Source organism: Paenilisteria rustica (assembly GCF_013820765.1).
GTDB classification, from domain to species: domain Bacteria; phylum Bacillota; class Bacilli; order Lactobacillales; family Listeriaceae; genus Listeria_A; species Listeria_A rustica.
In genome coordinates this window covers 157,448-171,825 of record NZ_JABJVM010000007.1, presented here as the reverse complement: position 1 = coordinate 171,825, position 14,378 = coordinate 157,448, and the positions used below count along the sequence as shown (strand labels likewise).

Sequence of the window (14,378 nt, the reverse complement as noted above, 5' to 3'; positions counted from 1 at the left end):
GGGCAATTTTTTCTGCTTGTACTTGTGTTTCTCTATCTGCTAGTTGTGTTTTTGCTTTATCTAGTTCTGCTTGTAGTTCCGCTTTCTTGTCTGCATCTGTTACTTTGTCCACAAGCTTTTGCGCATTCATGATGTCTTCTTGTGTGATGCCAACTGTGATATTGCCATTTGGATCTTTGTTTTCAAACAAGTTGTTGACTGCTTCGCAGGCTTTGTCTTGGGCAATTTTTTCTGCTTGTACTTGTGTTTCTCTATCTGCTAGTTGTGTTTTTGCTTTATCTAGTTCTGCTTGTAGTTCCGCTTTCTTGTCTGCATCTGTTACTTTGTCCACAAGCTTTTGCGCATTTGTGATATCCTCATGCGTGATGCCAACTGTGATATTGCCATTTGGGTCTTTGTTTTCAAACAAGTTGTTGACTGCTTCGCGGGCTTTGTCTTGGGCTTCTTTTTCTGCTTGAGTTTGCGCTTCTTTCTCCGCTAATTGTGCTTTTGCTTGCTCTAAATCGGCTTGTAGTACTGCTTTTTTATCAGTATCGGTGATTTGGTTGATGAGGTTTTGCGCATTTGTGATGTCCTCTTGCGTGATGCCAACTGTGATATTGCCATTTGGGTCTTTGTTTTCAAACAAGTTGTTGACTGCTTCGCGGGCTGTCTCTTGTGCTTCTTTTTCTGCTTGAGTTTGTGCTTCTTTGTCCGATAGTTGTGTTTTTGCCTTCTCTAAATCGGCTTGTAGGGCTGCTTTTTTATCCGCATCGGTTACTTGATTGATGAGAGTTTGCGCATTCGTGATGTCTGCTTGCGTGATGCCTGTTGTGATTGTGCCATTTGGGTCTTTGTTTTCAAACAGGTTGTTGACTGCTTCGCGAGCTTTCTCTTGTGCTTCTTTTTCTGCCTGTGCCTTCGCGACTTTATCCGCTAGTTGTGCTTTTGCTTTGTCTAAATCGGCTTGTAGCTCCGCCTCTTTCGCTGCGTCTACTACTTGATCTACTAGATTTTGGGCATTCGCAATGCTGTCTTCTGTCACAGCCGCTGTAATATTGCCTTGTGGGTTTTTGTTTTCAAATAAATTATTGACGGCTTCACGCGCTGTGTTTTGTGTAGCGACATCGTCTTTTGCCACTTGTGCAGCTGATTTCGTTAGATTGATATTCGAATATCGAATTACTTTTGTAGCCCCTTTTACTTGATATGCTCCGAAACCAATAAAAGTCGATGTTTGGGTCGCTTTAAATGTGATAGTCATCGTTCCATTTTTTGCATCCTTATTAGTAGTCCCTAGATTTTTAAGAGGGCTTATATTATAAACTTGGATAGAAGCAAGTGTTGAGCCTTGCACTACGTCCAAATCTGTGGAGACCGTGTACTCTTTTCCAATTTCTGTGACAACAGATTTTCCAATTGCTGGGTTGTTAGATTCATACGTAAGATTTTTTGCGTTATGCTCCAATGTAAATGCTTCGTTTTCCTCCACCTTCAAAAGCATGCCAGTCTTAGAGTTACTAGTGGTGCTAAATGTATTACTTGTTCCATCCCATGTCCATTGGGACATATCGTTTGGTGAGGACCAGCCTGTTGTATATTTACCATTGTCTAGTTTCGTTATCTCCGTAGAAACTTGGAATAGATTTGGAGTGCCTACATGGTTGTTGTTGATTTGTTCTGATGCTGCTGCCGGTGTTGCGAAGACATTAAATGGTGTTACCACACTTGTTCCGATAATCGATGTTAAAGCTACCACACTCATTAATTTTTTCATTTTCATTTTTCATTCCTTCTTTCTTTTTTATTATTAGTTGGCTTACATTTAGTTTATCAGGCTTTGCTTTCAAATCGTTCTTTTTATAATATATTCATATTTTCTTTCAAGCATTTAGAAAAACGACATGTCTGTTGCGACAGTTCACGGACGAATACAACCACTCCTCTTCATTTTCTAGGTCACTGCTAGGTACAAAATTAATTGTAACAGGCTTTCCCAACCTTGTTTTCCATATTTATAGAGCTTGATTTGCGTATTTGTTACTAATTATTGAGCATCCAGTTTCTCTTGTAATTTATAGGCATTGAAATAAATAGTCCGTCTAATAGAATAAATAATATCTTCTGCTTGCAGTTTTTGGAGGATGTTCGTGACTGTATTAGGATTTAGGTTGGTGTAGCGGGCTAGCATACCTTTGCTAATTTGAATCGGAAAACAGACCGTATCAGGATCATCTTTCATAATTTCGCCGAATTTCTCTCCTAAGCTTAAGATAGCCAAACTGATGCGTTCTTCAGAGGGGAGTCGTAATAGCTCTTCTTTTTCCATCATGCGGCTGACTTGGCTCTGCATATATACATAATGGTAAAAGTAGCCCTCTTGCGTGTTGATGACTTTATCGATGATGTCTTCTTTTGCATATCTGATCACCATTAATTCGTTGGAAATGACTTGATAGGTGTATTCAGATTGGCTACCTAAGAGCATATTACTTAGTCCGATGATATCTTGATTTGCATAGAAATCGATGAGGTTTTCGGTGTTTTTAGTAGCAATTACATGACCGGATTCGATGAGGATAATGTCGTCTACTTCATCATTCTCATCGATCAGAATGTCGCCTTTTCGGTATTTTTTTCGTGTACCCTCAAGTGGAAAAATCATATCTTCTTGCAAAAAAATTTTGAATTTTTCTTTGCTGAAACTCTTTTCGATATGATGCTGATCATATAGAAGTGTCATCGTCTCTGCCTTCTGTTTCATATTTTTTAGCCCCTTTCAAATTATTTTATATGTTGTTTTCCTTTGCCTACTTACACTTTACCAGTGAATGTCCCAATAAACGGATTTTTCTAAAAAATTGCAACTTTTTTTCATTTCTTTTGATAAAACCTTATGCTTTTTAAAAAGTTCACTATTAAAACGAGAGGTGATTGCTTCCTCCTGCAGATTATTTATTTGTTATCAAAATACACTTGTCAATTTAGACTTAAGTCGATAGATATCTATATGCAATGCTTTTTGATAGTTTGATAATACCTTTTCTCGGTGTAGATTTTGCAAGGCTACAGTGACGGTGTTAGGGTTTAGGGTTTAGGTTTGTGTACCTTGCAAGCATGCCTTTATTGATAGCTTTTGGGAAAATAGAAACATTCGATTGAGGTATTGGTTCTCCATATCTTTCGGACAACCTAAAAAGAGCTAGACTAATCCTTTCTTCGGATGATAATCGCAATAATTGCTCTCTTCTTATCATTTGTGTCATGCGATCTTGCATGTATACATAGTGATATAAATAACCTTCTTGTGTGTTAAATAATTTTTCGATAATATCTACTTTTTTATATTTAATCACTTTTACTTTGTCCGAAATCACTTCAAATGAGTACGAAGTTGGGCTCTCAAGCATGAGATTTTCCAATCCGATAATGTCTTGACTCCCATAAAAATGGCTAATTCTCGTTTTGCCTTCACAAGCTACAATGTATCCAGACACAATAAAAAAAATCTCTCCTACTATTCCTGATTCCTTCATAATATGTTCATACTTTTCGTACTGCTTTATTGTTCCTGTGATTGGGTAAACGACATCATCTTGTAAACTTTGCAGAAATTTTTCTTTGCTAAATTCATTTTCGACAATCCTAGCGTTATACAGAAAATGCATTCCTAATGCTTGTTGATTCATTATTTCGACTCTCTTTCTTCTTAATTATAGTTTGCCATCATAACTATAGTATCGATACTATCACGGATTTATTACTTGTATTTTCTAGATTAATGGAGTTTCTCCTGCTAGAATGTAGCAAACTTTTGAACTCCTATTTTTTTATTCTAGGTTAAGTATTTTATAATTTGCACTTTTTTTGTGATTATTCTATCATAAGAGTATAAGTTTGTATGATGGAGGTGTTTTATGATGGAAAATATTATTACAGCATCTGGTTTTAGAAGACTAAAAATGCTCAATATATTGTTTTTTTCGGAGAAGTCATTGAAAAAACAAGAACTAATTGAGTCTGTGGAATGCTCATTGAATACCTTAAATGCTGATATAAAACTGTTTAATGACACTTGTCCACCTGAAATTGCTCACGTATATGAAGAAGATAAACGCTTATTCTTAACATCTGCACCGGAAATTAGTTTTGATTTTTTGCAGGCATATATGATTACTAATAGTGATTTATTTGTACTCTCGCTCTCTATATTTAATGATGACAAACTGACAATACCCGAATGGGCAGAAAAAAATTTCATTAGTCCTGCTTCCTTTTACTTGAAGCTAAAGGAAATCGATACTTTCTTAGCCCGTAGTCGCCTGATCTTGCATAACAGGCCTTTACAAATCGAAGGGAATGAGATTAACATTCGTTTTTACTTCTCCCATTTATTCACTAAAAGTCACCCTTATTCTGGCTGGGTTAGTGAAGAGATTAGTTTTGATCAGATTAATCTCTTTATCCAAGAATTTGAAGCTCACATGGGTGTATTTTTTTCACTCAGTTCGCGAATGGAGTATGCGATTGCAATTTGCGTTTGTTTAACACGAATAAAACAGGGATATGCAGCAGAATTAAGTCCCATTGAAAAAAGCACCATTCATGATATTTATACGTACTATAGTGCTGAAAATATTGATTTTAGCGCTTTAAACCAGTTTTTAGATGCACCGATGAATTTAATCGAGCGCTATACGATTTTGAATATTAGTTTTTTATGCTCTTTCACTGATATCAGCCGTGAACGCGTCGAATTCCGTATTGACTACCATCAGAAATTTCGGCGCCAACGTTTTACTTTAGCGGAGGATATTATCACTTTATTAGACAGGCGCATACAGGATACGCATACGATAAAACTGGCTATCTTGGACTATTTGACTCGGTTTACGTTCGTGAAGAAGACAAATCTTATTCTAGATGTTGATCATTTCTCCAAAAAATTCGTTCCTGATGTCATTACTTTAGAAACGATTTCGGCAAAACTTCAAAAATATGAGCGCAATCCTGACTATGCTTTTATTAGAGACAATAAGAAAGTTATTTCAGCGTATTTACATGATTTGTTTAATGTGACTCTTATGAACGAGATGTTTACACAACGTTTGCACGTGAAAATCATTTCAAAGAACGGTTTTTTATGGGAAGAATATTTAAAAGGACAGATTCGTCAACATTATTCGGAGGAACATCTCATTTTCTGCGAGGAATTGGAACCAAAAGAACATGCACCGCAGTATGACTTAATTATTAGCGATTCACCAGTGGAAGTAGCTTCGCATACTAAAGTCTTGGTTTGGCATGTGCCGCCTACAGCACGTGATTTCAAAAAATTAGGCGAAATTATTGAGTCACGGAAAATATAGTGCATAGAAAATAAACAAGGGCTAAAAATCAATCGCGATTTTTAGCCCTTGTTTATTTTTATTGAAAAACCAAAACTGCTTTTTTAATAATGTGTCTGTACTTTTTGTGATATCTTTATACACTTCTTGATTTATTCTACTATATAAAGAATGGCTCGCTTCTTTTGATTCGAATATATTGTCCACCTCACCATTTTTTCGGTTGCCATATCCTAACTAGAATAAATATTTAGTGCTACTGCAACACAAATTGCCGCACCTAGACTTGCTGAGCCGTTTACTTCATTTCTTGCTGTACGGATTCCAAAAACATCAGCAAAAATCGGCATTAGTAGGCCACTGTTCGAACCACCATCTGAAAGAATAAGTTTTCCCAGTGAGATTCCTAGCTCAGCGCACATTTCATCCACACGGTTTTTCATCGTTAAGGCGATTGCTTCTAAAATAGAGCGGTAGATGTGTGCTCGTGTATGGCTTGCGTCAAAACCAATCATCTTGCCCTTCCGATAGGCCGGCCGTTGAAGCTAGATCCGGAGGCGCTGGTCATGACACAGTATAAGGAACGAATACTCATATCCAGCCCACGATACACCAAATTATCAAAGCCTGTTAGTTTTTGCATCGTGAATCCGTAAGAAATAGCAGGCTAAATTCTAAGATACCGATTTAGCTACGTGACACTCTATAAACTTTAAACTTTGTTCAAAAAAAGGGCACCATTCCAGTCTTTCACATACAAAGTGATATTTCTATTCACTTATCTTTAAATCTAAATATCGCTATCACAGATAATAATACAAAAGTAATGAAAGGTATACTTATTGATGTGAACCATGTGCTATTAAAGCCTAGTTTTAAAACCAGACACAGTACAATAGATGTAATTAAAGCTCCCTGTATATAGGATATTGCTTCTTTTTTCCTAACCATCAACTTCCTCCTTTTTCAGCGCGCCCTTTCTTTAAATTAACTACTTTTTATTTTTTCCCACTCTTCTCCTAGCATGTAACAACAATCCAGTAATTAAAAATAGCATTCCATAAAATCCCGATTCTAAAAATTCACCACTTACTATAAAATCACGATTTACTACATATTCTATTAAAATAGTTACTCCACAACTTACACTAACTATTATCAAGACACTCCAATAGAGATGCTCCTCATAAAAATCATTCCATTTCTTAAACAATGTCCAACTTCCTCGCCGGCACCCCAACATATGTCATCCCAGCCTCCGTATCACCAACAACCACCGCGCCCGCGCCAATCACAGAATACGCACCTAAGTCCAACCCCGGATTCACAACCGCCGAAGCCCCAACATGAACACCCGCACCAATTTTAACACCACCAGTTACAGTTGCTCTCGGAGAAACATGCGCTGCTTCCGAAATAATAACGTCATGCTCCACAATCGCGCCTGTATTAATTATAGTATGCGCACCAATAACGCTATCTGGCTGGACCACCGCTAACGGCATAATAACACTTCCCGGTTCAATCGTCGCCGCCTTCGAAACAATCGCCGTCGGATGTATAATCGTTGCATATGCTACATCGCCTAATTTAGCCGCAACCCCTGCGCGCGCCCTATTATCACCAATAGCGATGAACCACAACACTGTGTCCTTTTTATACTGCTCAAAATCATCAAATGGAGCTCGAAATTGTGCCCCCAGCTTTTCATAACTTGTATATTTATTATCCAAAACACCGATAATGGTATCCACACCTTGTTGCTCCAAGCATTCTCGAACAACCTTGCTATGCCCACCGTCTCCAACTATAATTACATCTGCCATCTCGAGTCTCCTTTAACTGATACATTTTTATTCAGTATACCACGATATCCCGCTTTCAGAGAACCACAAAAAAGCTACCGACCTACAACTTGAAAACGTTGCAGATCGATAGCTTTTTTAGTTGCGAATCATATAATCAAACGCGCCAAGTGCTGCTGTAGCGCCAGAGCCCATCGAAATAATGATTTGTTTGTAGGCGCTGTCTGTGCAATCCCCAGCTGCGAATATACCGGGAACGCTTGTCTCGCCATGTTTATTCGTGATAATCTCGCCCATTTTATTGCGTTCGATACCGTCGCCAAGCCATTCTGTGTTCGGCGCCAGGCCAATCAAAATGAAGACTCCCTCTACATCTACATGAACTTCTTCGCCCGTTTCGCGGTTCACGTAAGTAATGCCACTCACTTTGTCCTGCCCTGTGATTTCTTTTGTTTGTACATTTTTCAAGACAGTGACATTCGGTAAGGAGTAAAGGCGCTTCTGCAAAACGTCATCGGCTTTTAATTCTGGCATAAACTCAAGCACAGTCACATGCTTCACGGTACCAGCAAGGTCAATCGCTGCCTCAATACCAGAGTTTCCGCCACCAACGACCGCAACATTTTTCCCTTCAAAAAGCGGACCATCACAGTGTGGGCAATATGCAACGCCTTTATTTTTGAACTCCTGTTCACCAGGAACGCCAATATTGCGCCATCTTGCACCCGTTGAGATAATCGCCGTTTTAGTCGTTAAAACAGCGCCATTTTCTAGTGTGACTTCTACGTTTTCTTTCTTCTCGATGCTTTTCGCACGTACTTGCTTCATCACATCAACGCCGTATTCGTTCACATGTTCTTCAATCTGCGCGATTAGTTTTGGACCTTCAGTGTATTTCGTTCCGATCACGTTTTCGATGCTTAGCGTTTCTAGAACTTGACCACCGAATGTATCTGCGACAATCCCCGTGCGAATCCCTTTACGAGCAGCATAAATCGCAGCACTTGCACCCGCTGGACCACCACCAATGACAAGGACATCGAAAGGTTCTTTATCTTCAAATTCAGAGGCATCCGCTTCACCCACGATGTTTGTGAGAATTTGCTCGATAGTCATGCGGCCACTCCCAAATAGGGAACCATTTTCAAAAATAGTCGGCACCGCCATGATGTTTTTAGCTTCGACCTCCTCTTTAAACATGCCGCCTTCGATCATTGTATGCGTGATATTCGGGTTCAGCACACTCATGATATTAAGCGCCTGCACGATGTCCGGGCAGTTATGGCACGTCAAACTTACGTAAGTCTCAAAACGATGTGGTGTATTGATTTTTTTGATCTGAGCTACGATGTCATCACTGATTTTCGGTGGGCGACCACTTACTTGCAGCAACGCTAAAATGAGTGAGGTAAATTCATGACCAAGCGGAATTCCAGCAAATTCAATACCAAAGTCTTCCTCTTCACGTTCGACGCTAAAGCTCGGTGTTCTTGTAAGCGTGCTTTGTTCTAAACGAATTTTTGGAGACATTTCCGCGATTTCCGTGACGAATTCAAGTAGCTTTTGCGAGTTTTCATCTGTTGCGACGCTTACTTTTAGAACTATGTTTTGTTCCAGTAAATCCAGATAGCCCGCTAGTTGTTCTTTGATTTCTCGATCTAATGCCATTTTTAAATTTTACCTACTAAGTCTAGGCTTGGTTTCAGTGTATCCGCGCCTTCTTTCCATTTTGCCGGACAAACTTCACCCGGATTGTTGCGTACGTATTGTGCCGCGCGAATTTTATCCACTAAAGTACTGGCGTCGCGACCAATACCGTCTGCGTTAATTTCGATTGTTTGAACCACACCGCTTGGATCGATGATAAATGTTCCGCGGTTCGCTAAGCCTTCTTCTTCATCTAGCACATCAAAAATACGTGAGATTTTGTGCGTTGGATCCCCAATCATGATATATTCGATTTTGCCGATAGCGTCTGAAGCGTCGTGCCATGCTTTATGCGTGAAATGCGTGTCTGTTGAAACAGAGTAAACTTCTACGTCTAAGCCTTGCAACGTTTTATATTGGTCTTGTAAATCTTCTAGTTCCGTTGGGCAAACAAATGTGAAATCGGCAGGGTAAAAGCAGACAACACTCCATTTCCCTTTGAAATTTTCTGATGAAACATCTATAAATTCACCTTGATGGAAAGCTTTTGCAGCAAACTCTTCTATTTCTTTACCTATTAATGACATTATTATTCCTCCCTAAATCTTCTATTATGTGAAACTACACACTTAAAATTATCACCTTGTTTCAGGAAATTGTCAACAGTTAATTATAATCTTTATTGTTTTGAAGTCAATATAAATTTAACTCGCGTTCTTTCAACTACAATAACCCTTTCTATATCAACGAATTTCATTTCAGCTATGCTATTATTCTTCTTGTATACTTTACATTTTTATCAATTATAGCACTATTTTCTCAATTATATGTAGTAATCTCGTTGGTTCTGCTCATACAGGAAAAGGCGTATTCAAAACCTAAAATCAGATTTTGAATACGCCTTTTCTAGTGATATCTTGTATTATTGTGGTGTATCAGAAAGTGTCCATGTTAATGTTGTTGCATAATCAGAATCGGCATATTTCGCTGATTTACCTGGAACAGTTAGTGTTACTGCGTCTGCTGCTGCGGTGTTATCTGCTCCAAATTTGTCCACCCATTGACCCATCCCTTGGTCGGCTGCCGCGTTCATAACCATTGATGCTGTGCCGTTCGGGTTCAATTTGATTTGTTGATTGGTTGATGGTGCTGTTACGCCTGTGCCTGTTTTCGTCACGGCTGTTCCTTTTGTAATGGCGATTTCCGCACCTTCTAAATTACGTGCAGAGCCGTCTTTTAATTGACCATTTTGTGCTACAGTCAGGTTCCAACCAGCGTTATTCCCACGGTTATCGGTTACTTGCACGTTGTTTGGTGCCTCTACATACTCGCCGCCTACTTTGACTTTATCTAGTTTTGCGTTGTATGTTTTGGTTTCACCAGAAATTTCTTGTGTGCCAAAATCAAATTCGGATACGTAAGCAATGCTTAGTGGGCCATCTGTACCTGGTTTTACGCCTGCATCTGGATCTATCGTTTTGTCTGGATCGAGCGGATTGACTGGTGGATTGATTGTGCCTTCCGCTTGTTTCGTGAAGCTTACTTTACTTTCTGTTGTCAACGAGCCAACTTCTGCGGCGGACGCTTTATGTCCCATACCGAAAGTCGCTGCTACTGCTGAGATTGATATTAAACCGATTACTGCATATTTTTTGATTGTCATGTGAATTGTTCTCCTTTAAAAGTGCCAGGATTTGATGTGACTATCCCGAGATTACTTGGCCTTACTCGTGTTCTGCCATGTTAAGAAATATCCTGAGATTCTCTTAGCATCACTTCCTTTATTTTTGTATCAGACTGACCATCATAAATTGTGAACGCTTGACTATCTTCTTTTTCGTTTTATGTTAGTTTTTATTGTTTGTCTGTTTCTTTAGTACATGCATAAGTATATACCTGCTAGAAAAATGATATTTAATGATATTCTGGTTTAATTATCGCTTGTGCGGCATTTTTTTAGGGGATTTATTCTTTTAGGAGCATATTTTTGTGATAAAAATGGGGTTACCAGAGCACCTGTGAACACTTTATTACATTTTAAAATTGCGATATTCGGGGCGTTATACTATCACAGAAGCATATTATTATTCGGATTATGGCTCTAGGAGAATGCGAATTTTATACATTGAAAAACCTGACTAAGATTCGAGTTACAGAATCTTAGTCAGGCTAAGGAATATTATTTTAAAAATAGATTTCTACAATATTATTATCCGTATGAAGCACTGCCTCTAAATCACGCTTCGAAAGCAACATCCCACCTTCACGGTAACGATTCTGCGACCGCACGCTTGGCACTTCTTCCCCATTAACCAGCACATATCGACGCGCATTATCCGCCAAATGATAACAGAATTTCACTGGTCTCCCAGCATAACTAAAGCTAAATTCCAGCCCATCCAGATTATCCACTAACACCGGATCAAGCAATAAATCCTCGCCAACCACGCGGACACCCAGCACATTCGCAATCAACTGATTCAAATAAATCCCCGGACCACTCGAATAAATCCGCCAGCCACCTTTTACCGTGACATCGCCCGTTTTCAACTTATCAAACTGTTCCTGCGCCTCATATCTCGTCTTGAATTTGCCATCTGAGCTACTGAAATACGCATTGCTCTGACGACGCGCCGCATTCAGCACCACGTCCTTAATATTGATCGGATTAATCACATCCAGCGCATGCCAAGCCTCCTCTTTCTTCCCGAGTTTCGCCATCGCCTCCCTGAACCGAATATGCGCATGAACATACTGCAAACCAACCTCACGCCCAAAATTCGCCGCCTGTTCCGCACGCTTAAAGTTCGTACTGACACCACCTTGATACGTTGCGGGTCGATTCATCAACCGAACCCCATCCGGACATTGCAACTCCCGCTTAATCAACTGGAAATGCGACTCCGCCTGGTCCGGCGTCAACAATTCCCCAATCATACTCCGCGTCATCGGCAACAACCGATACTGAATCCCCGTTTTCCGATCCGTCGGGTGAATCATCAACTCCACATGCTCCGGATTCTCCATATACACAAACCCAGGAATGATATCCGTCGACAACATGTATTTATTAAAATCCGCCTCAATCCCAGCCACAAGCGCATCCAGCTCACTAGCCTTCTCTGGGTCAATCGTTTCGATAGCCTGCGCAAACTGCTTCATCGCCTGATACGTCAGCGCCACCGTCCAACTACTCGCCATGTTACTTTTCAGCTGCGCATCATGCGGTTGCAACGTATCATCCCAATCCCCATCGCCATAGCACGACAAATGCGTCTCAAACAAGAAATGATCCGTAATGTAGCCAATTTCCTTTTTCAAATGCTGGTAAATCGTCTCCGAATAATCCGTGTACGTGAAATTCGCGCGACTCATATAAGGCACTTCCACATCCAAAATCGCATAATCTCGCGTCGCCAACAAGTAATCACTCACAGCCTTCAGCGGCCACACAATCACATCCCCATGACTTTCCGCAGCCTGAATATTCGCATAGCCATCAAACATAAACCACTGTGGCCAATTCCCATCATCGTCAAACTGATGCGAAAACACCCGCGTCAAAATTTGCTTCACAATATCGTAACGCTGCATCGCCATAAAATACTCCATCGGGCCTTGGCAAACATCTCGCGTTCCCCAAGCCGCGCCACCATACTGTTCCAAACCATGCGGCACCAAATAATGCACAAACATGTTATGCGTATACCACCAAGTCAGCGCGTTAACCTTGCGAAGTTTCGACGTCTGCAACCCATTCTGCGAGAGCTCAAACCCATGCATCACTTCCGCAAAATGCGCTCGGTACTTCTCACGTTCCGCGTCCAATTCCTGCACCCGATTCACAAAATCCGAGCCGTCCAAATTCCCCTGCATCCGAATCTCAAAATTCTTCGTCGCACCCAGTTCAAGCACAACAAGCGAACCCGCACCATTTGGCACATTCGTCACAAGTCGCGACGCATCCGTCACCCGCATCGCCGCACCCGTCACATGCATAAAATACGTCAAATCCGGACACACATTCGCCGGAACTCCAGCCGCGTCCACCGTAAATCGCAACAAATTCCCATCCTGTTCCGCACCAAACGACGCCCTGTACTCATTCTCATTCACAATGACCTGATTCGTAACCAAGTAGGCATACTCCGCACCACTCGCCGAACACACCTGAAGCGTCATATCCACCCCGTCCACCGTCGTAAACACCGTCACAACGAACGTCTCGGTCGGTGTTTTATACACCCATTTTGCATAGTTAAAGCCCATCTCAAACAACGAAGGCATCCCCAAAAGCTGATATCTATCCGCCACCTTCACGTAAATCCGCTGCCCCGAAGTTTTCAGCACATTTAAAAAGTTTCGCACATTCGTCAACATTTTATTCATCGACGTGTTCCCAATCACGACCTGCGCATTGAAAACCCCATACATGTAAGCCGTCGTCGTCAGCACCGGCACGTCCACCGTCAACTGATTCCCGCTAAACAAAATATGCCCGTGCGAGCGCTCCAGTTCCAAATCCTTAGCCCGCAAAACCACATGCTCATGCGTCTCCGTAAAGAAGGACAACAACCGATCCCCGTCCCATTCCTCCTGAAACCGCTCCGGATAATCCGCGTCAAGCTCCGCCCGCGTCACGTCCACCGTCTGCAACACCGACCCAATATCCTCCCGTTTCGCAACCTTGTCCACCGTCACAAAAGCGTCCTCAACAACAACCGCATCCCAAGCCGCACGCACCGCGTCCTGATACTCAAGCTCACGAACCGCATCCGCATGACTCTCCTTGAACAGCGCATAAAACACCACCTGCTCAGTCACTCCCGCCGTCAAGCTCACCCGATCCGCCTGAAGCGCCGTATAAGCAAACTCATACTGATAAACCTCGTTCGGCAACCCGTCCTGCGTCAACACCTCCGGCTCATCCGTCGCCTTATAACTCAATCCAAAAAACTGCGTCCCGTCCGTCGCAAAACCAACATTCCGCGTCAACGATCCCTGCTGCAAATAAGGAAACACCCCCGAACCCTGCTCCTGATTCTGCCGCGAACAAACAACGTACCCCGTCGCGTCATCCTCAAAGACCCGGTGATCCACATATTGCGCCACATAAGCCTCATTCGCCTGCAGCGCCCCAATGTTCGCGAGCCCGAGATCCTGCCCGTACATCACGTCCACCGTCTCACCGTTCCCAGATAATTTCACATCCCAGAACCAACAATCCGCATCCGTCAGCGCGAAAACAACCTCATACGAGACCCCCGCAAAAGCCCCCGTCCACTTCACCTGCTTCTCGCCAACCGCGAAAACGCTTCCAGATTTCACACCCAGCATCGGCGCCGAAACAATCGACCCGTCATCCTTAAAAACTCGCAAATACAAATTATTCAGCGCGCCATCCACTTCATTCGACAACACCTGATTCACCATTACAGCCCCAAAATCCGCCGCATACATGTCCCCACTTTTCAAAAAAGAAACACGCGCTCGTTCCGATTTCAAAACAAATTTTGAATCTTCCAATTCCTTCAATATCATCATTGTTACAGTTCCCTCAACTTCCTAAATTTTATATAGAAACGTTTCACCAAAATAC

At 41.5% G+C, this 14,378-nt stretch carries 11 protein-coding genes; 1 reads left to right on the top strand and 10 read right to left on the bottom strand.

What is annotated here, in order from left to right:
• The 3 genes from HPK16_RS08870 to HPK16_RS08860 all read right to left on the bottom strand — a co-directional run.
• Nucleotides 1-1,762 (bottom strand): toxin Cry1Ac domain D-VI-related protein (locus HPK16_RS08870; RefSeq protein WP_246369355.1); only part of this gene is annotated, 1,762 nt, incomplete at its 3' end.
• Between the two features lie 264 nt (nt 1,763-2,026).
• Nucleotides 2,027-2,743, bottom strand: coding sequence for a Crp/Fnr family transcriptional regulator (locus tag HPK16_RS08865; protein WP_181676613.1), 717 nt, complete (start codon nt 2,741-2,743; stop codon nt 2,027-2,029).
• Between the two features lie 316 nt (nt 2,744-3,059).
• Nucleotides 3,060-3,668 (bottom strand): Crp/Fnr family transcriptional regulator, encoded by a 609-nt coding sequence (locus tag HPK16_RS08860; RefSeq protein WP_181676612.1) that lies wholly within the window; start codon nt 3,666-3,668, stop codon nt 3,060-3,062.
• A gap of 228 nt (nt 3,669-3,896) precedes the next feature.
• Between HPK16_RS08860 and HPK16_RS08855 the strand changes: the two genes are divergently transcribed.
• Nucleotides 3,897-5,348, top strand: coding sequence for an AcpB/EbpR/MafR family transcriptional regulator (locus HPK16_RS08855; RefSeq protein ID WP_181676611.1), 1,452 nt, complete (start codon nt 3,897-3,899; stop codon nt 5,346-5,348).
• A gap of 212 nt (nt 5,349-5,560) precedes the next feature.
• Here the strand turns inward: HPK16_RS08855 and HPK16_RS08850 are convergent, their stop codons facing one another.
• The 7 genes from HPK16_RS08850 to HPK16_RS08820 form a co-directional block, all read right to left on the bottom strand.
• Entirely contained in the window at nt 5,561-5,842 is a 282-nt protein-coding gene (locus HPK16_RS08850) for an FGGY-family carbohydrate kinase (protein WP_181676610.1), read from the bottom strand.
• A gap of 476 nt (nt 5,843-6,318) precedes the next feature.
• Nucleotides 6,319-6,540 (bottom strand): hypothetical protein, encoded by a 222-nt coding sequence (locus HPK16_RS08845; protein ID WP_220132295.1) that lies wholly within the window; start codon nt 6,538-6,540, stop codon nt 6,319-6,321.
• On the bottom strand, nt 6,533-7,153 hold the full coding sequence (locus HPK16_RS08840; protein ID WP_181676608.1) for an acetyltransferase: 621 nt from the start codon (nt 7,151-7,153) through the stop codon (nt 6,533-6,535). Before HPK16_RS08840 ends, HPK16_RS08845 begins: the two co-directional genes overlap by 8 nt.
• 117 nt (nt 7,154-7,270) lie before the next feature.
• A complete protein-coding gene (ahpF, locus tag HPK16_RS08835; RefSeq protein WP_181676607.1) occupies nt 7,271-8,800 on the bottom strand; it encodes an alkyl hydroperoxide reductase subunit F in 1,530 nt (509 codons plus the stop codon).
• Between the two features lie 2 nt (nt 8,801-8,802).
• A complete protein-coding gene (gene ahpC, locus HPK16_RS08830; RefSeq protein WP_181676606.1) occupies nt 8,803-9,366 on the bottom strand; it encodes an alkyl hydroperoxide reductase subunit C in 564 nt (187 codons plus the stop codon).
• 335 nt (nt 9,367-9,701) lie between these two features.
• On the bottom strand, nt 9,702-10,442 hold the full coding sequence (locus tag HPK16_RS08825; RefSeq protein WP_181676605.1) for a WxL domain-containing protein: 741 nt from the start codon (nt 10,440-10,442) through the stop codon (nt 9,702-9,704).
• Nucleotides 10,443-10,963: 521 nt separating this feature from the next.
• Entirely contained in the window at nt 10,964-14,323 is a 3,360-nt protein-coding gene (locus tag HPK16_RS08820) for a GH36-type glycosyl hydrolase domain-containing protein (RefSeq protein WP_343064810.1), read from the bottom strand.
• Nucleotides 14,324-14,378 lie beyond the last annotated feature (55 nt).

Coding starts and splice junctions, on each gene's coding strand:
- HPK16_RS08865 (WP_181676613.1), bottom strand. CDS start 2,743: ATGAAACAGAAGGCAGAGACGATGACACTTCTATATGATCAGCATCAT.
- HPK16_RS08860 (WP_181676612.1), bottom strand. CDS start 3,668: ATGAATCAACAAGCATTAGGAATGCATTTTCTGTATAACGCTAGGATT.
- HPK16_RS08855 (WP_181676611.1), top strand. CDS start 3,897: ATGATGGAAAATATTATTACAGCATCTGGTTTTAGAAGACTAAAAATG.
- HPK16_RS08850 (WP_181676610.1), bottom strand. CDS start 5,842: ATGATTGGTTTTGACGCAAGCCATACACGAGCACACATCTACCGCTCT.
- HPK16_RS08840 (WP_181676608.1), bottom strand. CDS start 7,153: ATGGCAGATGTAATTATAGTTGGAGACGGTGGGCATAGCAAGGTTGTT.
- ahpF (WP_181676607.1), bottom strand. CDS start 8,800: ATGGCATTAGATCGAGAAATCAAAGAACAACTAGCGGGCTATCTGGAT.
- ahpC (WP_181676606.1), bottom strand. CDS start 9,366: ATGTCATTAATAGGTAAAGAAATAGAAGAGTTTGCTGCAAAAGCTTTC.
- HPK16_RS08825 (WP_181676605.1), bottom strand. CDS start 10,442: ATGACAATCAAAAAATATGCAGTAATCGGTTTAATATCAATCTCAGCA.
- HPK16_RS08820 (WP_343064810.1), bottom strand. CDS start 14,323: ATGATGATATTGAAGGAATTGGAAGATTCAAAATTTGTTTTGAAATCG.